The sequence below is a fragment of the Synechococcus sp. L2F genome (assembly GCF_024345695.1).
Taxonomy (GTDB): domain Bacteria; phylum Cyanobacteriota; class Cyanobacteriia; order PCC-6307; family Cyanobiaceae; genus MW101C3.
This window is the reverse complement of record NZ_JAGQBP010000001.1, coordinates 280,219-301,099: the sequence shown is the minus strand read 5'-3', so window position 1 is coordinate 301,099 and position 20,881 is coordinate 280,219. Positions and strand designations below refer to the sequence as shown.

General features: G+C 64.0%; 24 protein-coding genes. 13 read left to right on the top strand and 11 right to left on the bottom strand.

The features are described from left to right. Positions 1-5: 5 nt before the first annotated feature. Both KBZ19_RS01480 and KBZ19_RS01475 read right to left on the bottom strand, forming a co-directional pair. Positions 6-338 carry a ribbon-helix-helix domain-containing protein gene (locus KBZ19_RS01480; RefSeq protein WP_255099487.1) on the bottom strand — a complete coding sequence of 111 codons (333 nt, stop codon included), beginning with the start codon at positions 336-338 and terminating at the stop codon, positions 6-8. Between the two features lie 376 nt (positions 339-714). Continuing rightward, positions 715-1,230 carry a DUF3122 domain-containing protein gene (locus KBZ19_RS01475; RefSeq protein WP_255099486.1) on the bottom strand — a complete coding sequence of 172 codons (516 nt, stop codon included), beginning with the start codon at positions 1,228-1,230 and terminating at the stop codon, positions 715-717. Positions 1,231-1,538: 308 nt separating this feature from the next. On the opposite strand from KBZ19_RS01475, the gene psbA reads away from it, so the two are divergent. From psbA to petC, 3 genes are all read left to right on the top strand, one after another. After that, entirely contained in the window at positions 1,539-2,618 is a 1,080-nt protein-coding gene (gene psbA / locus KBZ19_RS01470) for a photosystem II q(b) protein (RefSeq protein WP_094510831.1), read from the top strand. A gap of 90 nt (positions 2,619-2,708) precedes the next feature. Then, the gene (locus tag KBZ19_RS01465) at positions 2,709-3,353 is read left to right on the top strand and encodes a DUF3365 domain-containing protein (RefSeq protein ID WP_255099485.1); all 645 of its coding nucleotides are present in this window, start codon (positions 2,709-2,711) and stop codon (positions 3,351-3,353) included. A 69-nt stretch (positions 3,354-3,422) separates the two neighbouring features. Further along, positions 3,423-3,971 carry a cytochrome b6-f complex iron-sulfur subunit gene (gene petC / locus KBZ19_RS01460; RefSeq protein WP_255099484.1) on the top strand — a complete coding sequence of 183 codons (549 nt, stop codon included), beginning with the start codon at positions 3,423-3,425 and terminating at the stop codon, positions 3,969-3,971. Between the two features lie 28 nt (positions 3,972-3,999). Here petC and KBZ19_RS01455 read toward each other — a convergent pair whose 3' ends face one another. Beyond that, positions 4,000-4,923 (bottom strand): ion channel, encoded by a 924-nt coding sequence (locus tag KBZ19_RS01455; protein WP_255099483.1) that lies wholly within the window; start codon positions 4,921-4,923, stop codon positions 4,000-4,002. A 127-nt stretch (positions 4,924-5,050) separates the two neighbouring features. On the opposite strand from KBZ19_RS01455, the gene KBZ19_RS01450 reads away from it, so the two are divergent. Next, complete coding sequence (locus KBZ19_RS01450) at positions 5,051-6,346, top strand: FAD/NAD(P)-binding oxidoreductase (RefSeq protein WP_255099482.1); 1,296 nt, start codon at positions 5,051-5,053, stop codon at positions 6,344-6,346. On the opposite strand, the gene KBZ19_RS01445 is transcribed toward KBZ19_RS01450, so the two are convergent. Beyond that, a complete protein-coding gene (locus KBZ19_RS01445; protein WP_255099481.1) occupies positions 6,347-6,694 on the bottom strand; it encodes a helix-turn-helix transcriptional regulator in 348 nt (115 codons plus the stop codon). A 128-nt stretch (positions 6,695-6,822) separates the two neighbouring features. Here KBZ19_RS01445 and KBZ19_RS01440 point away from each other — a divergent pair, with 128 nt between their 5' ends. The 6 genes from KBZ19_RS01440 to KBZ19_RS01415 all read left to right on the top strand — a co-directional run bounded on the left by KBZ19_RS01440 (position 6,823) and on the right by KBZ19_RS01415 (position 11,287). After that, positions 6,823-7,944 carry a rhodanese-like domain-containing protein gene (locus tag KBZ19_RS01440; RefSeq protein WP_255099480.1) on the top strand — a complete coding sequence of 374 codons (1,122 nt, stop codon included), beginning with the start codon at positions 6,823-6,825 and terminating at the stop codon, positions 7,942-7,944. Positions 7,945-8,014: 70 nt separating this feature from the next. Then, entirely contained in the window at positions 8,015-8,569 is a 555-nt protein-coding gene (locus KBZ19_RS01435) for a rhodanese-like domain-containing protein (RefSeq protein ID WP_094510829.1), read from the top strand. Continuing rightward, positions 8,566-9,444, top strand: a complete 879-nt coding sequence (locus tag KBZ19_RS01430; protein ID WP_255099479.1) for a sulfite exporter TauE/SafE family protein — start codon at positions 8,566-8,568, stop codon at positions 9,442-9,444. Before KBZ19_RS01435 ends, KBZ19_RS01430 begins: the two co-directional genes overlap by 4 nt. Then, positions 9,441-9,887 (top strand): OsmC family protein, encoded by a 447-nt coding sequence (locus KBZ19_RS01425; protein ID WP_255099478.1) that lies wholly within the window; start codon positions 9,441-9,443, stop codon positions 9,885-9,887. The genes KBZ19_RS01430 and KBZ19_RS01425 overlap by 4 nt, the downstream gene beginning before the upstream one ends. Positions 9,888-10,161: 274 nt before the next feature. After that, positions 10,162-10,680 carry a hypothetical protein gene (locus KBZ19_RS01420; RefSeq protein WP_255099477.1) on the top strand — a complete coding sequence of 173 codons (519 nt, stop codon included), beginning with the start codon at positions 10,162-10,164 and terminating at the stop codon, positions 10,678-10,680. Between the two features lie 76 nt (positions 10,681-10,756). Continuing rightward, a complete protein-coding gene (locus tag KBZ19_RS01415) occupies positions 10,757-11,287 on the top strand; it encodes a cytochrome b/b6 domain-containing protein (protein ID WP_255099476.1) in 531 nt (176 codons plus the stop codon). A 16-nt stretch (positions 11,288-11,303) separates the two neighbouring features. Here the strand turns inward: KBZ19_RS01415 and KBZ19_RS01410 are convergent, their stop codons facing one another. Then, positions 11,304-11,753, bottom strand: a complete 450-nt coding sequence (locus tag KBZ19_RS01410; RefSeq protein WP_255099475.1) for a hypothetical protein — start codon at positions 11,751-11,753, stop codon at positions 11,304-11,306. Between the two features lie 103 nt (positions 11,754-11,856). Between KBZ19_RS01410 and KBZ19_RS01405 the strand changes: the two genes are divergently transcribed. Together KBZ19_RS01405 and KBZ19_RS01400 are read left to right on the top strand one after the other, a co-directional pair. Then, on the top strand, positions 11,857-12,936 hold the full coding sequence (locus KBZ19_RS01405) for a DUF389 domain-containing protein (RefSeq protein WP_255099474.1): 1,080 nt from the start codon (positions 11,857-11,859) through the stop codon (positions 12,934-12,936). Between the two features lie 4 nt (positions 12,937-12,940). Further along, entirely contained in the window at positions 12,941-13,756 is an 816-nt protein-coding gene (locus tag KBZ19_RS01400; protein ID WP_255099473.1) for a hypothetical protein, read from the top strand. Positions 13,757-13,810: 54 nt separating this feature from the next. On the opposite strand, the gene KBZ19_RS01395 is transcribed toward KBZ19_RS01400, so the two are convergent. Next, positions 13,811-16,927, bottom strand: coding sequence for a type I restriction endonuclease subunit R (locus tag KBZ19_RS01395; RefSeq protein WP_255099472.1), 3,117 nt, complete (start codon positions 16,925-16,927; stop codon positions 13,811-13,813). A gap of 327 nt (positions 16,928-17,254) precedes the next feature. On the opposite strand from KBZ19_RS01395, the gene KBZ19_RS01390 reads away from it, so the two are divergent. Next, complete coding sequence (locus KBZ19_RS01390) at positions 17,255-17,446, top strand: type II toxin-antitoxin system HicA family toxin (protein ID WP_315856320.1); 192 nt, start codon at positions 17,255-17,257, stop codon at positions 17,444-17,446. 121 nt (positions 17,447-17,567) lie between these two features. On the opposite strand, the gene KBZ19_RS01385 is transcribed toward KBZ19_RS01390, so the two are convergent. The 5 genes from KBZ19_RS01385 to KBZ19_RS01365 all read right to left on the bottom strand — a co-directional run bounded on the left by KBZ19_RS01385 (position 17,568) and on the right by KBZ19_RS01365 (position 20,841). Next, positions 17,568-17,795, bottom strand: coding sequence for a hypothetical protein (locus KBZ19_RS01385; protein ID WP_255099471.1), 228 nt, complete (start codon positions 17,793-17,795; stop codon positions 17,568-17,570). Positions 17,796-17,864: 69 nt separating this feature from the next. Further along, positions 17,865-18,068, bottom strand: a complete 204-nt coding sequence (locus KBZ19_RS01380) for a DUF4357 domain-containing protein (RefSeq protein ID WP_255100021.1) — start codon at positions 18,066-18,068, stop codon at positions 17,865-17,867. A gap of 643 nt (positions 18,069-18,711) precedes the next feature. Continuing rightward, positions 18,712-19,071, bottom strand: a complete 360-nt coding sequence (locus KBZ19_RS01375) for a hypothetical protein (protein ID WP_255099470.1) — start codon at positions 19,069-19,071, stop codon at positions 18,712-18,714. A gap of 130 nt (positions 19,072-19,201) precedes the next feature. Continuing rightward, positions 19,202-20,068 carry a hypothetical protein gene (locus KBZ19_RS01370; RefSeq protein ID WP_255099469.1) on the bottom strand — a complete coding sequence of 289 codons (867 nt, stop codon included), beginning with the start codon at positions 20,066-20,068 and terminating at the stop codon, positions 19,202-19,204. Further along, on the bottom strand, positions 20,065-20,841 hold the full coding sequence (locus KBZ19_RS01365; RefSeq protein ID WP_255099468.1) for a HipA family kinase: 777 nt from the start codon (positions 20,839-20,841) through the stop codon (positions 20,065-20,067). The genes KBZ19_RS01370 and KBZ19_RS01365 overlap by 4 nt, the downstream gene beginning before the upstream one ends. Positions 20,842-20,881 lie beyond the last annotated feature (40 nt).

Below are 20,881 nucleotides of genomic sequence, written 5' to 3'. Positions count from 1 at the left end.
GCGGCTCAGACATAAGCACCGTTCGTTGCAGACACTCCCACAGGCATCGAGTGGCTGTGCTGCGGTTGGCTTCTTTCGCTGGTGCTTGGGGGCTGAGCATAGGCCTGGCTGTGTGCAGGAGCGGGCGCTTGCTGGTGGAGCACTTCCTCCAGCAGGAAGGCGCAGAGATTGGACATGGAACGACCCTCCTCTTCCGAGCGGTTCAGGAGGGTTTGGTACACCTGATGGCTGATGGTGATGGAGATGCGGCGTGGCTGACGTTGCATGATCCGAACACGCTCGCTCGTGGTCTGAGAAGCATTGCCTACGGACTTGGAGTTGGGAGTTATGGAAGTCATGGCAGACCTAAACATGGGGTAGGGGGGTGATGCACAACGAATAACGTGTGATCGCTACGAACTGAGAGAATATTCCAGGGATTCATGCCCTCTTCATCTTGATGCGGATGGAGAGCCACGCCAATAGCCTCGCCACAACCGAGACAATCGGGAGGGAGAAACCAAGTCCTGCATCAAAGTCGTTGGGTGGGGTGGTCCCAGATGTTGGATGGCTTGCGGGCAAGATCTGATCAGAATCTGACTATTTCAAAAACTGCCTGAATGGCCCGCTCCTCCGTATTGATGTGTTCTCACCATCATAATCCCATGGTGTGATAAGGGGGTGTGGTGTGAATCCCGCCCCTACCATGCCTGTTCAAAGGGCGCTGGTGGCCTGTCAAAGGTCGGCAGCTCGTCGGGCCAGTTGCTTGGTGGGATCCGCTCCGAGCATGAGCGAAACATCGGCGCCCCCATTGGCAACCGGCACCAGCAGGCGCAGGGGCCGTAAGTCGCTGGGGGCAGGCATCAGGCCAGCCGCATCAAACTGGGCGGCTCCCTGCGGTAGTGCCGTCTCTTCTGCCGCCACCAGCTCCTCGCTGCGGTTGGGCAGTTGCCATTGCTGACCCGCTCCGTCGTCGACCTGCAAGGGGCGTAGGTGATCGATCTGGAGACCGGGCGTCAGGGCATTCAGGCGTAAGCGCGGGCCTGCGGGATAGATGTGATCGGGTTGCTCGAACAACACCAGGCCCCAGCGTTGGCCGGCCGCATCACTGAGCGTCCAGCGCTGGGGGGAGCCCCCCGCCATGGCCTGTCCCTCCGCCATGCCAGCCCCTGGCAGCAGCGACAGGCCGGCTGTGAACATCACCACTGCCAGCGCCGCGCCCAGCAGACGAGCCAGCAGTCTCGCTGGCACGACAGCGGCGGCTCCAACGGCGCGAAGCCTGGGCTCCCACCCTGATGAAAAGGCCATGGTTTGGAGAGGTTGCGGGCCTCTTGACCCTATGCCGGTCTGCCGATAGGCGCAGAAAGGGCAGGCACGCGCGGGCATGGAGATCAGCGGTAGTATGCATGTGGGTTTAAGCGCTAAACCGCATAACCACACTCACGTGATGCCTGCTTGTGCGCCTGCACAGCCGGTTCCTTCTCTGAGCGCCGTTGGCGGTGAACCGTCGTCCCTGTGGCGAGCGGTCGCTTCTCCCCCGTCCTTCGTGTTTCGGCACCATGGTCACTACCTCCCTACGCCGCCTCCCGGGTCTCTCCTGGGGGTCCTTCAAGGACTGGGTCACCAGCACCGAGAACCGCCTTTATGTGGGCTGGTTCGGCGTGCTGATGATCCCCACCCTGCTGGCGGCCACCGTCTGCTTCGTGATCGCCTTCGTGGGCTCCCCACCCGTCGATATCGACGGCATCCGTGAGCCCGTTTCCGGCGGCCTGCTCTATGGCAACAACATCATCACCGCCGCGGTGGTGCCCAGTTCCAATGCCATCGGCCTGCACTTCTACCCGATCTGGGCTGCCTCCAGCCTTGATGAGTGGCTCTACAACGGTGGCCCCTACCAACTGATCATCTTTCACTTCCTGATCGGCATCTTCTGCTGGATGGGGCGTGAATGGGAGCTGAGCTACCGGCTCGGCATGCGCCCTTGGATCGCCGTGGCGTATTCAGCGCCCGTGGCCGCCGCCACCGCCGTGCTGCTGGTGTATTCGATCGGCCAGGGCTCCTTCTCCGACGGCATGCCGCTCGGAATTTCCGGCACCTTCAATTTCATGCTGGTGCTTCAGGCTGAGCACAACGTGCTGATGCACCCTTTCCACATGCTCGGTGTGGTGGGTGTGTTCGGTGGGGCGCTGTTCTCCGCCATGCACGGCTCTCTGGTCACCAGTTCCCTGGTGCGTGAAACCACCGAGGTCGAAAGCCAGAACCGTGGCTACAGATTCGGGCAGGAGGAGGAGACCTACAACATCGTGGCTGCCCACGGCTACTTCGGTCGTCTGATCTTCCAGTACGCCTCCTTCAACAACAGCCGCAGCCTGCACTTCTTCCTGGCCGCCTGGCCGGTGATCGGCATCTGGTTCGCGGCACTGGCGGTGGCGAGCTTCTCGTTCAACCTCAACGGCCTCAACTTCAACCACTCCGTGATCGACCACCAGGGCCGGGTGATCAACACCTGGGCCGATGTGCTCAACCGCGGTGGGCTGGGCATTGAGGCCATGCACGAGCGCAACGTCCACAACTTCCCCCTGGATCTGGCCACCAGTTCCAGCACCCCCGTGGCGCTCACCGCTCCAGCGATCGGTTAGTGGGACTTTGACCCCCACCCAGCCGCGTTAACCCCACCAGCCACATCAGGCCCCATCTGGCCGCGTCCACCCCCACCCCCGGAGCTCCCCATGTCCCATCTGCTCCTGCCACTGCGGGCCCTGGTCCGTTCGGCCCTTGCCGCTATGGCACTGGGGGTGCTCGCTGCTGTGCTGCTCTGCGCCACTCCGCTGGCTCACGCCAGCCTGGCCCGTTCTCCGGTGGAGCCGGCGGAGCTGGCCAGCGCGGTGGCGGAGATGGAGCAGCTCGACCGGATGCGCATCGCTCTGGCTTCCACCCTGGAGGGCCAGAGCGATGCCCCCACCATCGAAACGATGAAGGAGGTGTGCAAGCCGGTGGGAATGAAGGCGATCGCGATCGGCAAGGAGCACGGCTGGCAGGTGCGCCAGGTGGCCAGCAAGACGCGCAATCCCGACCATGCTCCCGCCAACGTTCAGGAGCAGGACGTGATCGATCTGTTCCAACGCCACCCGGGGATCACAGGCCTGTGGCAGCCGGCTTCCGCCGAGCAGGGAGCTGGCGTGAACTACTACCGCCGCATTGATGTGGTCCCCAGCTGCATGGCCTGCCACGGCTCGAAGCAGAGCCGCCCCGCCTTCGTGAAGGCGAACTATCCCGACGACAAGGCCTTTGATTTCAAGGTGGGAGATCTGCGCGGCATGTACGCCGTACACCTGCCGGAGGTTCAGGCCGCACTGGTCGCAGCCGGGCGCTGACCAACCGCAACGCCAACCCATAGCTCCAGTGGACGTATCACGTCACGACCAACCCTTCGCGCTCCAGCCATGACTCTCACTCCCGCACCACCTGCCAGCAACGAGGTCCCCAGCCTGGGGCGTCGCCAGTTCATGAATCTGCTCACCTTCGGTGCTGTCAGCGGGGTGGCGCTCGGCGCCCTCTACCCGGTGCTGCGCTATTTCATCCCGCCAAAGGAGGCTGGCGCCTCGGGTGGTGCCCTGGCCCTGGACGAACTCGGCAATCCGATCGCGGCCAGCGGTTGGCTGGCCAGCCACAGCGACGGTGACCGCAGCCTGGTGCAGGGCCTCAAGGGTGATCCCACCTATCTGATCGTCGAAGGGGAGGGCGCCATCGGTGCCATCGGCCTCAACGCCATCTGCACCCATCTGGGTTGCGTGGTCCCCTGGAACAGCGGTGAAAACAAGTTCATCTGCCCCTGCCATGGCAGCCAGTACGACCCGGAGGGGGCCGTGGTCCGCGGCCCCGCCCCGTTGCCCCTGGCCCTCGCCCATGTGGCTGTGGAAAGCGAACGGGTGCTGCTCAGCACTTGGAGTGAGAGCGATCCCCGCACCGGCGAGAAGCCTTGGTGGAGCTGAGCTGAGCGTTTAACGCTTCTCCAGCTGGTCAGGACGGTTTTGCGGATGGGCAGGTGTAGGTCTGATTGAAATTGGCAAAGTCGAAACTTTTGCACTCACCTTCCTCCTGCATCATGTCCACAAAGCCTTGACCAACTAACACATCGGTGAACGAGTAACAGTGATGGGCATAGATCGGCCGCTCCAGGGTTTCATCAATGCCACTGAAAGAAATCAGAATGTCCGCTTTCCTGGCGGCTAGATCCTGGGGCGTCAGTCCGTGCAGGGGGCTATGGGCATCGATCGGATGCATCAACGTCCAGGTGAGCAGAAAGAGGGGTGAGCGATCGCGGCTCAGCGTCATCGTGTGGAGACGCCGCATTCGGTGCCCCTCCGTTGTGCGCTCATCGATGGCGAGATAGGCCTGCACCCTGGCTTCCAGGATGGTCTTGCGGCGTTCGTTGGCGACGCGAAACATCAAGGTGAGCCGACCGTCGTAATCGTGAACGGTGACCCCATCAGAAAACAGGATCCGTGCCGACGAGCGGGAGAAGCGGCTGAACGCCATGCCCGTCATCAGGGCGATCACGATCAACCCCAGCAGCGATTCGACGGTGACGGCCAGATGGGTGTACAGGCTGGTGGGATGGAAGGCTCCATAGCCGATCGACCCCAGGGTCTGCACGCTGAAGAAGAAGGCTTCCGAAAAGGTGGTCGTCCTGCCGGCCACCCCGGCAATGCCGTGCGGATCGATCAGGTAGAGGAGGGCGAACAGCAGATTGAGCAGTAGATAGCCAGCGGCGACCAGCCCGAAGAAGCCCGCCCAGGGAACCGCCAGCATCAGGTGATTGGGGTGGCGCCAGTGCCGGAGCCAGTCGGACGGATTCACCGCGGTGAAAATCCCCCCGTGCTTCACCAGCCGCAGCGGAGGCGCCGCCAGGGTTGAGGGTGCACGCCGCTGACCTGGAGTCATCCGCCTGACCGCAGAAGTTGCAATCTAGCCATATTCCTTTATGCGTGTAGACACAATAAGCTATGTGTGCAGGGTGATCGCCCCACGGCGTCCGGCCTCAGAGTGATCCTGAAGCTGTGGAGGTGGTGTGGTCGCCAACGGATCAGCGAGCCATCGTCACCACCAGGTGTTGATCGTGGGCGGTGGCTCCGGCGGGATCACCGTGGCCGCGCAGTTGCTGCGGGCCCGGCCGGGACTGGATGTGGCGATCCTCGAGCCCGCCACCGTTCACGACTATCAATCCGGCTGGATCCCTGCTGGCGCCGGTCTGCTGCCACTCGCTTTCACCCACCGGCCGGAAGCCAGCGTGATCCCGCCGGGAGCCTGCTGGATCCAGGACAGCGCCGCCCGCTTCGAGCCGGAGGCCCAGCGGGTGATCACCGCGACTGGTGAATCCATCAGCTACCAAGTGTTGGTGGTGGCCATGGGCCTCCAGCTCAACTGGAACCACATCCAAGGACTGCCGGAGGCCCTCGGCAGCCATGGCATCGTCAGCGCCTATTCCCGCGACCACATCATCGCCACCTGGGCGGCGATCCGCGGCTTCCAGGGGGGTATCGCCCTCTTTACCCATCCGGCCACACCGATCAAGTGCGGCGGCGCGCCCCAGAAGGTGATGTACCTGGCCGACGACGTGTTTCAGGCCACCAGTGGCGTGGGCGTGAACAGCCACGTGATCTTCTGCACCGCCATGGCGAAGCTCTATCCGGTAGAGGCCTACAACACCACCGTTGAGCAGGTTGTGGCGCGCCGCCACATCGACGCCCGCACGCTCCACAACCTGATCGAAGTGCGTGCCAGCGAGCAGGTGGCGGTGTTCGACGTGCGTGAACCAGGGGTCGAGCCCCGCCGCGAGGAGATCCGCTTCGACCTGCTGCATGTGGTGCCACCGATGGCGGCGCCGGATGTGGTGGCCCACAGCCCCTTGGCGATCGATGGTCCTGGCGGCTGGGTGGAAGTGAACAAGGACACCTGCCAGCACAAGCGCTTTGCCGATGTGTTCGCTCTCGGCGATGTGAGCTCACTGCCAACGTCGAAAAGCCTGGCCGCCATCCGGGGTCAGGCGCCGGTGCTGGTGGCGAACCTGCTGGCTCAGCTCGATCAACGCCCCCTGCTGGCCCATTACGACGGCTACACCGCCTGCCCTTTGATCACCAGTTTCCACAGCGTGGTGATGGCGGAGTTCAACTACGAGCTGCAGCCGGTCAGTTCCTTCCTGGTGGATCCCACCAAGGAGCGCTGGAGCATGTTTCTGGTGGAAACCCGTGTGTTTCCCTGGGTGTACTGGCACCGGGTGCTCAAGGGCCGCCTGCACGAGAGCCGCTTCCTCAAGCCGTTCGCCCCGCTGGTGCGCGCGCTGGGGCTGGCATTCAAACAGCCGTGATCAGACCGGCTGCAGTTGCCGGAGCTGCTCCTCAAACCGTTGCCTCAGACGCCCCTGCACCAGATTGCAGAGTTCATCCACCAAGGGATCGGCAACGGTGTAGATCAGCCGCACCCCATCCCGCTCGCAACGCACCAGGCCAGCCCGTTGCAGCTGCCCCAGCTGGCGGCTGATGTGGGACTGGCTGAAACCCGTGGCCTCGATCAGGGAGGCCACATCCATGGCTCCTTGCTGTTTGAGCTGGCAGAGCAGTTGCAGGCGTGCCGGTTCGCTCAGCAGACGGAAGAAACCACAGAGTTCTTCGAGGAGCTGGGGGCTCGGCAGGGACCCGGCAACGGGCGCAGCCATGGCAATCAGATATGTCGCTTACAGCATTATGCAGTGGAACTGGAGTAGGTGACGGCTTGCGGCTTAGCAAGAGTTGCCTTTATGCCCTCTATGCGGCTAAGCTCATAGCAATTGCTGATGGACCACCCATGGCCGTCGCTCCCGCGTCTGTTCTTTCCCTCGCCGCCGCCGCCGGTGGCGGCAGCCTGCTCTTCCGCCAGCTCTTCGACGGCGACACCGGCACCTTCACCTACCTGCTGGCCGATGTGCGCAGCCGCCAGGGCCTGCTGATCGATGCGGTCTTCGAGCAGCACGACCGCGATCTTGCCCTGATCCGTGAACTGGACATCGATTTGGTGGCCTGCCTGGACACCCATGCCCATGCCGACCACGTGACGGGCAGCTGGCTGATGCACGCCGCCACCGGCAGTGCCATTGGCCTGGCCGCTGCTGTCGGTGCCGAGCACGTGAGCCTGCCACTGCGTCACGGCGATCGGGTTCCCTTCGGCGAGCGCGCCGTGGAGGTGCGCGCCACCCCCGGCCACACCGACGGTTGCCTCACCTACGTGCTCGATGACCAGGCGATGGCCTTCACCGGCGATGCCGTGCTGGTCCGCGGCTGCGGCCGCTGCGACTTCCAGCAGGGCAACGCCCACACCCTCTGGACCTCGATCACGGGGCAGATCCTTTCTCTGCCCGAGGCCTGTCTGCTCTACCCCGGCCACGACTACACCGGCCGCAGCGTGACCTCCGTTGCCGAGGAGAAGGTCTTCAACGCAAGGCTTGGTGGCAATGCCACCGAACGGGATTTCGTCGGCCACATGGAGGCGATGAAGCTTCCCCATCCCCACAAGATCGCCGAAGCCTTGCCTGGCAACATGCGCTCCGGCAAGCCACGCGAGCTGGCGGCGGTTCCCGCCTGGGCGCCCCTGACCCGCAGCTACGCCGGCCTGCCTGAACTCACACCGGCCTGGGTGGTCGCCCATCAGAGCGATCTCACCGTGCTCGATGTGCGCTCTGCCGAGGAATTCAACGGCCCCGACGGCCGGGTGGCCGGCAGCCTGCTGATCCCCCTGCCGGAGCTCGAAGGCCGCTCCAGCGAGATCCCCACCGGTCGACCGCTGGTGGTGGTCTGCCATTCAGGCAGTCGTTCCGCCCTGGCCACCCAGCAACTGCTGAAGGCTGGTCACGCCCAGGTGGCCAACCTGCACGGCGGCCTGAGCCGTTGGGCGGCCGAGGGCTTCCCGCTGGATGGCGCTATCCCTGCCTGAGGGGTGCGCCCCTGATCGCTTCGATCACTGACCCCGCTTCGGCATTGCCCCGTTTTCTGCTTCTCCACCGATGGCTTCCACCCCTGCAGCAGCACAGCTCCACCGCATCAGCGCCCATGACCTGGCCGACCAGCTGGCGGCTCAAGGCGTCACCGTGATCGATGTGCGCGAACCGATGGAGTACGCCTCCGGCCACATCAGCGGCAGCCTCAACGTTCCCCTCTCGCGCCTCACCCGGGCCGACCTGCCAAGCGGCGCGCTTGTGCTGGTCTGCCAGAGCGGTAACCGCAGCACCAAGGCCTTGACCCAGCTTCTGCAAAAGGGTCACCCCCATCCGGTGGCTGACCTGCTCGGTGGCATCCCCGCCTGGCAGGCGGCTGGTTTCTCCGTGCGCAAGCTCAAAGGAGCACCACTGCCATTGATGCGCCAGGTGCAGATCGTGGCAGGAAGCCTGGTGTTGCTGGGGGTGATCCTTAGCCAGACAGTGGCTCCCGGCTGGATCTGGCTGAGCGGATTCGTGGGGGCTGGCCTCACCTTCGCGGGCCTGAGCGGCTTCTGCGGCATGGCGCGGCTGCTGGCTGTGATGCCCTGGAACCAGGTGGCGACGGGATCGCGGGGGACATGAACGCCTCGACCGTGGCGCTGCTGGTGGTGGGTGGCGCCCTGATCGGCTTTCTGCTCGCCGTGCTCGGGGCAGGCGGCTCCATTCTGCTGTTGCCCCTGCTGGTGAGCGGTGCGGCCCTGCCCACCAAGGCCGCGGTTCCGCTCTCGCTGCTTGTCGTCACCTTGCTGGCCCTTGGCAATGTGGGCCCTTACATCCGCCGCCGCCAGATCGCGATCCAACCCGCCCTGGTGCTGGGGGTGCCGGCCCTCGCCGGCAGCTGGATCGGCGGCCTGCTGGTGAAGGCTGGTCTGATCCCGGAGCCGCTGCAGCTGGGAATCTTCACGGCAGCGGCGTTGCTGGCCTCCTGGCTGCTCAATCGCCGCAGTGCCAGAGAGCGTCGTCCCAATGACGGACGCGCAGCGGGTTCCCCCGTGCTGCTGGCCAGCCAGGGCGTGTTGGTGGGCCTGCTCACCGGCGTCGCCGGGGTGGGCGGTGGTTTTGCGATCGTCCCGGCTCTTGTTCTGCTGGCGGGTCTGTCGATGCCGCTGGCGAGCGGCACGAGCCTGTTGCTGATCTCCACCAATTCCCTGGTCGCCCTTGCCGCCCTGGGGCATTGGCCCTCCGCTCACCTGCCGCTCCTGTTCCCGCTGGTGGGTGGTGGTTTTCTGGGGACGGTGGTGGGCCAGCGGCTCGCGCCTCACCTGCCGGAGGTGCGGCTGCGCCAGGGGTTCTCGGCCCTTCTGATCGGATCGGCCCTGCTCACCGGAGCCGAGGCCTGGCGTCGCCACGACCACCTGCCCGCTGCTCCCATGGCTTCCAGCCGCCAGAGCCTGCAGGCTGCGCACCGGTCAGCCGCTCCGGTCTCCTCATCCTCAGCCGTTTCAATCGCACCATGAGTGAACGCACCTTCCAGTTCAGGCTGCGGAGCAGCCACCCCGCTCCGGATCGCGCCACCCATGACCTGGTGGTGGAGTTCCTGGGCGACTCCGGCGCCTGGGAACCCCAGCAGCTCAGCTTCACCATGCCGGGATTCCGGATGTATCTCATGGCGTTGCTGCTCTGCCAGCACTTCTATCTGGTGGCCAATGCCAGGGAGAAGGCCATTCCGCTGCAGCAGGTGGAGGCTGATTTTGTCGTCACCACCAGCAGCGACTGGATCGTGGCCAGCGTGGAGGGCGACTTCCGGATCCAGCTGGATGCCGCCGCCTCCGAGCAGGAACGGGGCCTCGCCGATGCGGAGGCGATCGCCTCCATCCAGGAACGCATGAAGCTCTGTCCGGTCTCCCGCAACCTGCCCGATGGGGTGCAGAAGCGCATCGTCCTCACCTCGCTGCGCTGATCTGAGGGAGCCCTCCCGCTCAGGCCCCACGAGCAGCAACCGCCATGTCCTGGTGCCGGTGGATGGCAGTGGGCTGGGGGGGGGGAGCGGCGCCAAAGGTGAAGGATCTGTTCCGTCGCCTGCCCACCATCCATGCCTCTCTCCATGGGGCTCGGTGCACGGATCGCGGCTTTCCTGAATCTCTGAACCTTGGCTTCGCGGGGCCAGCCCTGGCCAGCGCCGCCGTGCTCCTGGAGGCGCTGATTCATACTCAGAGATACACGGCAAAACTGCGATGTCTGCCGTTGATTCACGTAGGCCCGGTGGGCGGAGAGGGCTGGTCCTGGCCGTCGCCGCGGGCCTCGGCCTGCTGGCCTTCGTTGTTGCCCGGTGTGGTCCTTCACCGCCGTTGTCGATCGTCTGCCGCCACAGCGACGATCCCAGAGGCCTGAAGGACTTTCGGGTCGAGGTGGGGCACGGCAAGGATCAGGTGCGTTTCGCTGATGGCCTGACCCTGCCGGTGGAGTCCGGCCACGACACGATCACGTTCTTGGAAAAGGAGTCGAACGCCTTCGCTCTCAATGACAACGACGGCGATGAAACTGCCCTGGGAGTGCCCAGCCCCGAGCAGCGTGCCCTCGGGATCCCCGCCCGGGTGGCCCCCGCGGTGATCCATTTCGACCACCGCCACGATGAGGTGCACCGCACCACGATCGACCGCCGCAGCCTCAGGTTCAAGGAACACGCCCTGACGAAGCGAGACGGCCGTGGCGAAGAGTTGATGGACGGCGTCTGCAGCAAAACCCCGGCCTGATCCGCAGCCTTCGCCTGCTGATGCGGAGCTCCAGCGGCAGGCCTGTGGCACGCTGTGCCGACAACCCTTGAACACCATGGGGCGCCCTTACCAACCCTCGCTGCTGAGGCTGCTGCACGGACTCACGGCGCTGTTGGTGCTGGGGTGCTGGCTGAGCGGGCTGTTCGTGTACAGCCGCTACGACGGCCGCTGGGGACGGCTGCCCTTCGTTCCGGGCGGCAGCTGGATCGATCTGCATGGCCAGGTGGGCTGGTTTCTGCTGCCGGTGGGCCTGGCCTTCACCGCCTATGCGCTCACGCTCGGCAAGGCGCGGCTGCGGAGGGCCACCAACGCGATGGCGCTGGTGGCGCTGGTGCTGGCGGTGGCCACCGGCAAGCTGATGCAGGAAGACTGGCTGCGTGACGGCGAACTGCACCATCTGGTGTATTCGCTGCATCTGGTGGCCTGGCTTGTGATCGGCCTGGCAGTGCTGGTGCATGTGGCAGGCAGCCTGCAACTGGGGGGCTGGCCGCTGGTGGTGTCGATGTCGAACACGAGCCTGCGGGAGGGGGACCTGCCGGGCGATTGGCCCTCCCAGATCCGCCGCTACCTCAAGCGCAAGCGCTGAAGCTGCCGAACGTCGCTCAGAGCGGATCACCGGGCAGGAAACGCCGGATGAACTGGGCCAGGGGCATCGGCCGGCAGCGGGGCTGCCAGCTGGTGCTGCCCGGCAGGCGACGCCAGCACTGCACCTCTACGCCGGCTGGATCGCAGGCAGCGTCCCCGCCCACGTCGCCAGCGAGCAGCTGCACCTGGTAGCGGTAGTCGGCATCGGCGGCCTGCTCGGGGGCGGCCAACGGTTCGGCGCCCGGCTGGGTGCTGAGGAACGCGGACAGGAAGGCGGCCATCTGCTGCTGCTGCCGCAGCGCCATGGCGAAGCGCCAGGCGGCGCCGGTGGGGTAGCCGTCGTGGTGAAGGTAGAGGTGGCGCACCGGCGCGCCGGGAAAGCCTGTGAATGAATAGACGGCGCGGGTGGCCACGGGGGCGGAGCGGCTGCCTCGACCAGTGCCCCCGGTGTCTCGGGGATTGTTCATGAAGAAGGGGCTGGCTGCATCTGGCTGTAACGGCGCCGGGCGCGTTGGCGCCTCGCTGGATCGCGGCCCAAGATGATGCGCGACCCGAGCGAGGGCTCCCCGCATGACCTCCACGACCACCGCGCCGGAAGACAGCCGTCTTGTGCTGTTGCGCAAGGAGTTCGAGCGGGACGCCAGCTTCAATCTGGTGTTCGTGGTGCTGACGGTGGGCGCCACCTTGATCGCCACCCTGGGTTTGCTTGCCAACAGCCCCGGCGTGGTGATCGGCGCGATGGTGGTGGCTCCCTGGATCATGCCGCTGCAGGCGATGGCGTTCGAGATCCTGCGGGGTCGCCTGCCGATGTTTCTGCGCGCGCTGCGCACCCTGCTGCTGGGCGTGGTGATCTGTGTGGTGCTGGCGATGGTGGTGGGCCGTCTGGTGGCCTTCCCCAGCTTCGGCAGCGAGGTGATGAACCGCACCAGCCCCAACCTGCTGGATCTGGGCGTGGCGCTGGTGGCCGGTGCGGTGGCGATGTTCGCCAAGCTCCGCAAGGACGCGATCTCGGCGCTGGCCGGCCTGGCGATCGCCGTGGCCCTGGTGCCGCCGATGTGTGTGGTGGGAATCCTGCTGGCCTCGTCGTTCTGGGCCCAGGCCTACGGGGCGCTGCTGCTGTTCGCCACCAACCTGCTGGGCATCATGGTGGGTGCGATGGCGGCACTCGGCGCGCTGGAGCGGGTGTACCGCAGCCGCCTGTTTCACAGCAGGCTGGGCCTCACCAGCGTGGCGCTCACGGCGCTGCTGGTGCTTCCACTGGGCAGCAGCTTCTTTCGCCTGCTGAACCAATCACGGCAGGAGACGAAGGCCAAGGAAGTGGAGCAGGTGATCGAGCAGCAACTGCGCAGCAGCACGATCACCCTTGGCGGCGATCCCGCCATCGACCTGGTGGGCCTCTCGATCGACTGGCAGAAGAATCCGCCGCTGATCCGCGCCCGGGTGCGGGTCACGGATCCTTCCCTGCCCACCTCCGCGCAGGTGGCGGGCGTGCAGGCCTTCATCAACAAGAACCAGGCGCCGTTGCGCTTCCGGTTGGTGGTGCAACGCACCGCCGTCGATCTGATCGGCCCGGAGACTGCTCCCAACCCGCCGCACCTGGAAGTGCTGCCACCGTCTGCGCTGCCTTCAGCGGACTACAAGGGGGAATGAGGGCGTGACTGACACCGCCGCCGGACCGGCGGAGCTCGATGGGGTGCGCGATCCGAAGCTGCGGCGGGTGTGGGCGTTCCTGCGGGTGTGCCTGGTGCTGGCGGGCATCGGCGGCACCAAGCTGCTTGTGCGCCGGCTGGGGTGGGAGGTGCTGGCCCCCAATCCGCTGTTTCCGGCGCTGGTGGCCTCTGAGGTGGTGCTGCTGGGCTTCCTGCTGAACGGGGTGCTGCTGGATTACAAAGAAGGCGAGACGATGCCGGCGGAACTGGCCGCTGCAATGGAATGCCTCGCCACTGAAGTGCGCGGTGTGCAGGTGCTGCACCCCGAGGCCGAGATCCGCCCGGCCCTGGCGGCGCTGACGGCCTTCAGTGAGGCGTTGCTGGGCTGGATGCGGGATGGCGGCGGTGTGGCCGTGCTGCTGGATCAGCTCGATACCCTGCAGCAGCTGGTCGAACAGCTGCGCGCCTGGAACCCGGCTCCGTTGCAGGCCCGCCTGCTGCTTGAGCTGGCCACGATCCGCCGCCATGTGCATCGCATCGAGGTGATCCGGGAAACCACCTTCGTGCCGTCGGTGTATGGCATGGCCTATCTCGGCACAGGCCTGCTCACCGTGGGGCTGGTGCTCACCGACATCGAACCGTTCAGTGAATCAATGTTCTTCATCGGTGTGATCTCCTTCCTGCTGATCAAGCTGCTCTACCTGATCACCGATCTCGATAATCCCTTCGCCGCTGGCGACGAGCTGTCTGTGGAGAATGTGTCGCTGATGCCGCTGGCACTGGCGCTGAGGCGGCTGCGGGGTGGGAAGGGGGTGGGGTGAGGAGGTGGTGGTGGGGTGAGGGCAACGATGATGTGAGGGCGGGTCTGGCCTTGCTCACACCCACTGAGCGCAGAGCAACTCCGCCTGGGCCAGCACGGTTTTCACCGCCTCTTCCTGCAGATCAGGCGGGTAGCCGTATTTGTTGAGGATGCGTTTCACCATCACGCGGATTTTGGCGCGGGCGCCTTCGCGCAGGGTCCAGTCGATCGTCACGCTCTTCTTCACCTGGGTGATCAGTTCGGCGGCGATGACTTTGAGCTTTGCGTCGCCCATGGCCTGAACGGCACTGTCGTTGGCGGCGAGGGCGTCGTAGAAGGCGACTTCGTCGTCGGTGAGGCCGAGGGCTTCGCCGCGTTTGCTGGCGGCATCGAGTTCCTTGGCGAGGGCGATCAGTTCCTCGATCACCTCGGCCGTGGTGATGGCGCGGTTGTGGTAGGCATTGAGGGCTTTCTTGAGCTTCTCGGAGAACACCTGGCTCTGCACGAGGTTGCGCTTGGATCGCACCTTCAGTTCGTCCTTGAGCAATTTCTCCAGCAGCTCGGCGGCCACGTTCCTGTGCTTGAGGCCACGCACCTCGGCGAGGAACTGATCGCTGAGGATCGAGATGTCAGGCATGGGCAGGCCGGCGGCGGTGAACACATCGATCACCTGGCCTTCGGTGGTGATCGCCTTGCTCACAAGCTGGCGGATGGCGGCATCTAGCTGCTCGGGCGTTTTGCTGGTGCTGCTGGTTTGCTTGGCGAGGGCGGCCTGCAGTGCCTGGAAGAAACTCACGTCGTCGCGGATGGCGGTGGCCTCGTCGCTGGCGGCGCAGAGAGCGAAGGCGCGGGCGAGTTCGGCCACCACCTGCAGCCAGCGCTGCTTGCCGTTCTCCTGCTGGAGGATGAACTCCTGGCCGGCGGGAAGCAGCTGCAGGCGCTCGGTGGGGGTGCCGCTGGTCCAGGCGGACCAGTCGAAACCATGCAGGAGATCTGAGGCGATGCCGTGTTTTTCAAGCATCACAGCGATGGCCTGAGCGGTGTCGAAGGTGGGGTCGCCCTGGCCGCCGCTTTCGGTGTAGGTGGCCAGGGCGCGCTTGAGCTGATCGGCGAGGCCGAGGTAATCCACCACCAGGCCGCCCGGCTTGTCGCGGAACACGCGGTTCACGCGGGCGATGGCCTGCATCAGGCCGTGGCCCTGCATCGGCTTGTCGGCATACATGGTGTGCAGACAGGGCGCATCGAAACCGGTGAGCCACATGTCGCGCACGATCACGATCTTGAAGGGGTCGGAGGAATCTTTGAAGCGGTTGGCCAGCTGGCGGCGGGCCTCCTTGCTGCGGATGTGGGGCTGCCAGTCGGGCCCGTCATCGGCGCTGCCGGTCATCACCACCTTGAGGGTGCCGGTGGCCCATTCGGGCCGCAGTTGGATCAGCGCGTTGTAGAGATCCACGCAGATGCGACGGCTCATGCACACCACCATCGCCTTGCCGTCCATGGCCTCCAGGCGTTTCTCGAGGTGCGTCACCAGATCGGCGGCCACCAGGGCGAGGCGCTTGGGATCGCCCACCAGGGCTTCCAGGGCGGCCCATTTGGTTTTCAGCTTTTCCTTCTGGGTGAACTCTTCGCCTTCGGTGATCTCCTCGAATTCGGCGTCGATCCTGGGGATTGCGGCGGCGTTCAGGGACAGCTTGGAGATGCGGTTCTCGTAGTAGATCGGCACGGTGGCCTTGTCAGCCACGGCGCGCTGGATGTCGTAGATGGAGATGTAATCGCCGAACACGGCGCGGGTGTTGGCGTCGGTCTGCTCGATCGGCGTGCCGGTGAAGCCGATGAAGGAGGCGTTGGGGAGGGCGTCGCGCAGATTGCTGGCAAAGCCGTACGACATCGCGCCGGTTTTCTCGTTCACCTTGCCGCCGAAGCCGTACTGGCTGCGGTGCGCTTCATCGGCGATCACCACGATGTTGGCGCGGGCGCTCAGCTCGGGCATCGGCTCACCCCTTTCCGGCATGAACTTCTGGATGGTGGTGAACACCACGCCACCGCTGGCCCGGTTGAGCAGCTCTCGCAGCTGCTCGCGACTGGCGGCCTGCACGGGCGTCTGGCCGAGAAGGTCGGCGCAGCGCTGGAACTGGCCGAAGAGCTGGTCGTCGAGGTCATTGCGATCGGTGAGCACCACCAGGGTGGGGTTCTGCAGTGCCGGATGGCGCACGATGCGGGCGGCATAGAAGAGCATCGAGAAGCTCTTGCCACTGCCCTGGGTGTGCCACACCACCCCGGCGCGGCGATCGCCCGGTCGGCCGCCCAGGCTCGTGGCGGCGGGACCCAGGCCGCTGGCGCGCACGGTTTCCTGCACAGCCGCATTCACGGCATGGAACTGGTGGTAGCCGGCGATGATCTTGTGCAGGGCACCCGAATCCGGGTTTTCCTCGAAGACGATGAAGTGCTGCAGCAGATCAAGAAAGCGCTGCGGCTCGAACACGCCGCGGATGAGCGTTTCCAGCTCCAAAGCGGTGGCGGGGGCGTGCGCCTCGCCCTCAATGCTGCGCCACACCTTGAACCATTCCTGGTTGGCCGTGAGCGAGCCGATCCGGGCCTGCAGCCCGTCGCTCACCACCAGGGCGGCGTTGGTTTGTAGGAGCGAGGGGATTTCGGCTTTGTAGGTCTGCAGCTGGGCGTAGGCGCTCCAGATGGTTGCGCCTTCAGCGGCGGCATTCTTGAGCTCGATCAGGCCCAGGGGTAGGCCGTTGAGAAACACCACCAGATCGGGCCGGCGACTGTGCTGGCCGTCGCTGACGGCGAACTGGTTCAGCACCAGCAAGTCGTTGGCGGCAACGGTTGTGAAGTCGACCAGGCGCACATGGTCGCCGGCGATGCTGCCATCAGCCCGGGGGTATTCCACCGGCACGCCTTCCCGCAGCAGGCGGTGGAAGGCGCGGTTGGTTTGTACGAGCGAGGGCGTAGCGAGGCGCAAGAGCTTGCGCAGCGCTTCTTCCCGGGCCTCCTCAGGAATGGCTGGGTTGAGCTGGCGGATGGCTTCGCGGAGGCGGCTCACCAGCACCACATCGCTGAACGATTCCCGCTCGGCCGAAGGTTCGCCGGGGGCCAGCTGGGGGCCGGGGAGCACGGCATAGCCCAGCTCGTTGAACCAGCCGAGGGCGGCTTCCTCGACCATGGCTTCGGTGAGGGTCATGGGGGAGGTTGGCGCCGGAACGACCATGTGGCCCACATCAGCATCAGAATGGGGCCAAAGCGACCAGAAACAAGCCCGTGCGAACGTTTTCTGCTGTGATTGAGCGCTGTCCCAGCACCGGACTGCTCGTTGGTTATGTGCCTGGATTCCCCGGGGCTCATAGTCAGGGAGAGACTGTTGAGGAATTGCAGGCCAACCTGCATGAGGTGATTGAGATGCTGCTTGAGGATGGCGAGCCCCAGCTTGAAGCCGATTTCGTTGGCTTGCAGCAGATTTGTGTAGCTAGTTAGGGACTTGGGCCAGCTACCTGTTCTGAAGCCCGCCGAAGTGGTGAGGATCCTGCTGGCACTGGGTTTCGTGGAAGTCAGGCAGAGAGGATCCCACAAGCAATTTAGGGATGCCCTTGGCAGGTGCACCACTGTTCCTTTCCATCAGAGCCGTGACATCTCGCCACCACTGCTGCGTCAGATCGCTAAAGACATCGGCATGACGGCAGAGGACTTCATCGGCAAACGATAAGCGTTAGCACGGTCACTGCTCTGCGAGCACACCTGCTCCCTAGAACGAACCTGTGCAATTTTTCACTCGTTGCCTTTGGGTCTGATGTGACACTCAGCAAGCAGCCTGGGTGTGGCGGCGGTCACCGGATGGTGAAGGTAGTTCCCGGTTTGACCGGGGTGGGGGGCTCGACCGGCTTCAGTCGCTGCTTGCGCCCGTCGGGAAAGACCCGGACGATGAAGCCACCTTCCGTTTGCAACACGCTTTGCCCAGAGGCGAGCACCTGAGCACGGGCGGCAGCAAAGGCTTCACCGGAGGCGAGCGGGAACCGGCTTTCGAGGTCTTGAAGCTGGCGTTCCTGTTCGGACATGGCCCAACCGCGATGGTTCGAGGGTACGGGCGGAAGGACATCCTGATTGGAGCTGCGTCGGCTGGGTCCTCACAGCTCAGCGTCTGCTGAGGCCGCCGCCGCCGCACGATCCTGGTGATCCTTGAGGGTGATCCTGGCGGCGTCCTTCCACTCGAGCCGGCCGTTGGCGCTGCGGGCGAGCAGCAGCCCCGCCGCCTGGGACGGCGACTTGAACTCGTAGTCCTGGAGCAGTTCCACCTGGTTGTCCTGCTTGGCGAGGACGCCCTGCCGGATGAGCTGGCGGTGAAGTCGCGGCGCCCCTTGGCCCCCTTCAGAACGGTGAACCCGTTCGGCGACTCGTATCCCCTGCCCTCGGCCTCCAGGCCACTCAGGAAGAAGAGGTTGCTTGGGTTCACGGAGGGGAAGGTAGGCGGCTGCTCGAAGGCCCTGAGCCCGAGCACTGGAAAAAAGACCAGGACCTCATCCAGGAAGCCCTCAGCCTCAGCGCGGTCCATCTCGGCCAGGTTCACAGCGTGGCCCTGAACAACGTTCTCCAGCCGGCAGCGCTTCGCCGCCTGGGCCAGGCCGATCAGCCGGGCCTCTAGGTGCTGGGCGTGGGCCTTGTTCAGGTAGCCGTCCTTCGAGGTGAAGGCGTAGGCGGTGGTCCAGAACTCCTTGGCCTGGTGTTGCTCCAGCCGCCGCCCGAGGGGGTCTGCCTCGCCGATGTACGCGAGGTCGGCGCCGCCGTCCTCAGGGTCGGGACCCGTGAGCACGTACACGCCAGGACGACCGGCCTCCGGGCGCTGGGTGAACTCCTTGAGCTGGGAGCGAGGGATCACGTAGCCGATGCCGCTCCAGTTTGTTTTCTCCACGATGCGCATGCCCTCTGGGAGCCCGGAAGGCACGAACAGGCGTAGGGCGAAAGGGCGGGTGGTGGTCATGGGTTGGACGGCTTGACCGTTGTGTACGCCTGCCGCTCTTGGCTAGGCGTTTTCGGGAAAGCAAGGTTCAACTGCCACTGGCGGAAGAGTGTCTTGAGGTACCGATCCCGGAGGGTGCCTGGCTTTCGCTTCACCAGCTCCGCTAGGCAAAGGAGCATGATGAGCCGCCCTTCGCAAAGCTGCAATACAATATCGGTGATGACCTGGCGATCTACATTGCGCTTGATTCGGGGCTTAGAGGCGCTCTTATAAAGACGCGAACGCAACGTCTGCGAGAGAGACTCCAGATCATCGACCAATGGCAAAGGATGCTGCTCCAGGATCAGACAGCCCAGGGGGTCCCGATTGTCGGCCAAATTGGGGAGCTGACAGCCAAATTAGGGAACTGTGAGCCGAGATTCGGGCCGCAGGGCCAAAACGTCGCCTGGACTCGGGATGGCTTCCTCAACTGCCGATGGGGACTTGCGAGAACAATAGAGGATATCTTTAGTGTGCAGGCAATTGAGCGGCGGCACCAAACTCTGCCAAGGCCTCAGTCTCGTTTAGGATATTCACCACACGCGACATGGAGCCAAGTAAGCGGATCGATTTGTCCACTTCAGCTTGCGATAACTGATCGGGCGTTGCGTCAACAAGCAACACTGTTCTGTCGGAAGTGATGACATTGGCATTCAATAGGCGCTCAAGCATCCAAGCAGTTGCGTCCCGGTTCTTCTGTAGCTGACTCTTCTGCTTAGGAATCGGAAAGCGTTGATAAGCTCGCTCAAGCGTACCGTTGGCAATGGCGTGGCTGAAGAAAAACTCCTCATCAACGCCACGGAAGGAGCAGCTTACAGGGTATCTGTCGTGGAAGTTGCGATGATGCTTGAGTTGGGCTTGAATCATCAGTGAATCACACAATTTATCAAACCCAATATTTCGTGGCTCCTCTGCGGTGTTTGCCTCGATGAGTTGTGCAAAAAGCTGCTCCGCCAGCGCTGGCAACTCCTCCTCGCTGATCTCATCTAGCACAGAGCCAGCATCCACCACAGCAAAATTGCCCCGCGCTGTCTGTTGCAACGTCTCTATAAAGCCGGGAAAACTTGGCGACACAACGTTACCACCCACCAGGGAGCGGATGCTTGACCCCGCGATAGCGTCCCGCCAGTAACGAATCCATTGCCGGTAGGCACTAGCGGAAGTGACAAAGCCTGGAATGGAGCGGCCATCCACTTCTCCCAAGCGATCGGGGTATTCTGCAAGAAAGCGCGCCTCGATGCCGAGCGGTGACCAGACAATGATCCCAACGTTGCGAGGTTCAAACCGCTGCAAATCGGGAATGTATTTTGCAAGTAGGTACTTGGTAGTGGTCATAGTCGCAGCCTCCAAGTCTGAATGGCCGAAAACTCGGCCTGGTTGTTGCTGATAATCTGATTGATATCATCTCGCCTCGCCTTCAAAAAGTCAATCGCAGCAGAGACTTCCTGCGTCGTCAAACCGTATGGCTCGGCGTCTCGGCAAATGTCTTCGATATAAAAGTCAGGCGTGGCCCTGATTCGATTAAGCCAAAAATCAAAGTGATCGTCATCGTTTACGGCATCTAGCAAGCAATGTCGGTGTTGCCCAGAATATACTGGATTATTCGTCGTCCAGGAGATCCCGAGCCGGTTGCGCAGTGTCGTCAAGCGTATCTCGCCCTGTCCTTCAGCGTAGCCGAAGAGAGCGTGACTGTGGTCGAAGATGTTCATTTGTGGTGGGGTGCCGTAGAAATCCACTGAGAAGTTCCCCGCATGCCGGTCACAGTTGGCTACCCAGATGTCAAAGAGGAGTAGCCCTGTGGACAATGAAGGTAAAACCCTAACGCAATTCGCCACATTCACTGGCGGCAGCGAATTCCCGGTGAGGTTGAAGTCTAGCGAAGCGAAAAGAGGCTCGCCGCTCGCTTGCGAAACTATACCCACTGGAGGAACGGGCAGGCGTAGAATGCGACCAAGTTCGCCGCAAATCAATTCGTTTGGAATACAGTATGGAGCCGCAGACGCACTATTCTCCTTCGCAACTGCGCTCAAATACACATAGCGACTTTGAGCAACGCCAATACCTAGCTGACGTCCGACTGATTCGATCCTGTACATGGCGCCGGGCATTGTCGACGGGGATTAATGGTTATGGGCTTCTTCGGCGAGG

Coding starts and splice junctions, on each gene's coding strand:
- KBZ19_RS01480 (WP_255099487.1), bottom strand. CDS start 338: ATGACTTCCATAACTCCCAACTCCAAGTCCGTAGGCAATGCTTCTCAG.
- psbA (WP_094510831.1), top strand. CDS start 1,539: ATGGTCACTACCTCCCTACGCCGCCTCCCGGGTCTCTCCTGGGGGTCC.
- KBZ19_RS01465 (WP_255099485.1), top strand. CDS start 2,709: ATGTCCCATCTGCTCCTGCCACTGCGGGCCCTGGTCCGTTCGGCCCTT.
- petC (WP_255099484.1), top strand. CDS start 3,423: ATGACTCTCACTCCCGCACCACCTGCCAGCAACGAGGTCCCCAGCCTG.
- KBZ19_RS01455 (WP_255099483.1), bottom strand. CDS start 4,923: ATGACTCCAGGTCAGCGGCGTGCACCCTCAACCCTGGCGGCGCCTCCG.
- KBZ19_RS01445 (WP_255099481.1), bottom strand. CDS start 6,694: ATGGCTGCGCCCGTTGCCGGGTCCCTGCCGAGCCCCCAGCTCCTCGAA.
- KBZ19_RS01440 (WP_255099480.1), top strand. CDS start 6,823: ATGGCCGTCGCTCCCGCGTCTGTTCTTTCCCTCGCCGCCGCCGCCGGT.
- KBZ19_RS01435 (WP_094510829.1), top strand. CDS start 8,015: ATGGCTTCCACCCCTGCAGCAGCACAGCTCCACCGCATCAGCGCCCAT.
- KBZ19_RS01430 (WP_255099479.1), top strand. CDS start 8,566: ATGAACGCCTCGACCGTGGCGCTGCTGGTGGTGGGTGGCGCCCTGATC.
- KBZ19_RS01425 (WP_255099478.1), top strand. CDS start 9,441: ATGAGTGAACGCACCTTCCAGTTCAGGCTGCGGAGCAGCCACCCCGCT.
- KBZ19_RS01420 (WP_255099477.1), top strand. CDS start 10,162: ATGTCTGCCGTTGATTCACGTAGGCCCGGTGGGCGGAGAGGGCTGGTC.
- KBZ19_RS01415 (WP_255099476.1), top strand. CDS start 10,757: ATGGGGCGCCCTTACCAACCCTCGCTGCTGAGGCTGCTGCACGGACTC.
- KBZ19_RS01410 (WP_255099475.1), bottom strand. CDS start 11,753: ATGAACAATCCCCGAGACACCGGGGGCACTGGTCGAGGCAGCCGCTCC.
- KBZ19_RS01405 (WP_255099474.1), top strand. CDS start 11,857: ATGACCTCCACGACCACCGCGCCGGAAGACAGCCGTCTTGTGCTGTTG.
- KBZ19_RS01395 (WP_255099472.1), bottom strand. CDS start 16,927: ATGACCCTCACCGAAGCCATGGTCGAGGAAGCCGCCCTCGGCTGGTTC.
- KBZ19_RS01385 (WP_255099471.1), bottom strand. CDS start 17,795: ATGTCCGAACAGGAACGCCAGCTTCAAGACCTCGAAAGCCGGTTCCCG.
- KBZ19_RS01370 (WP_255099469.1), bottom strand. CDS start 20,068: ATGACCACTACCAAGTACCTACTTGCAAAATACATTCCCGATTTGCAG.
- KBZ19_RS01365 (WP_255099468.1), bottom strand. CDS start 20,841: ATGCCCGGCGCCATGTACAGGATCGAATCAGTCGGACGTCAGCTAGGT.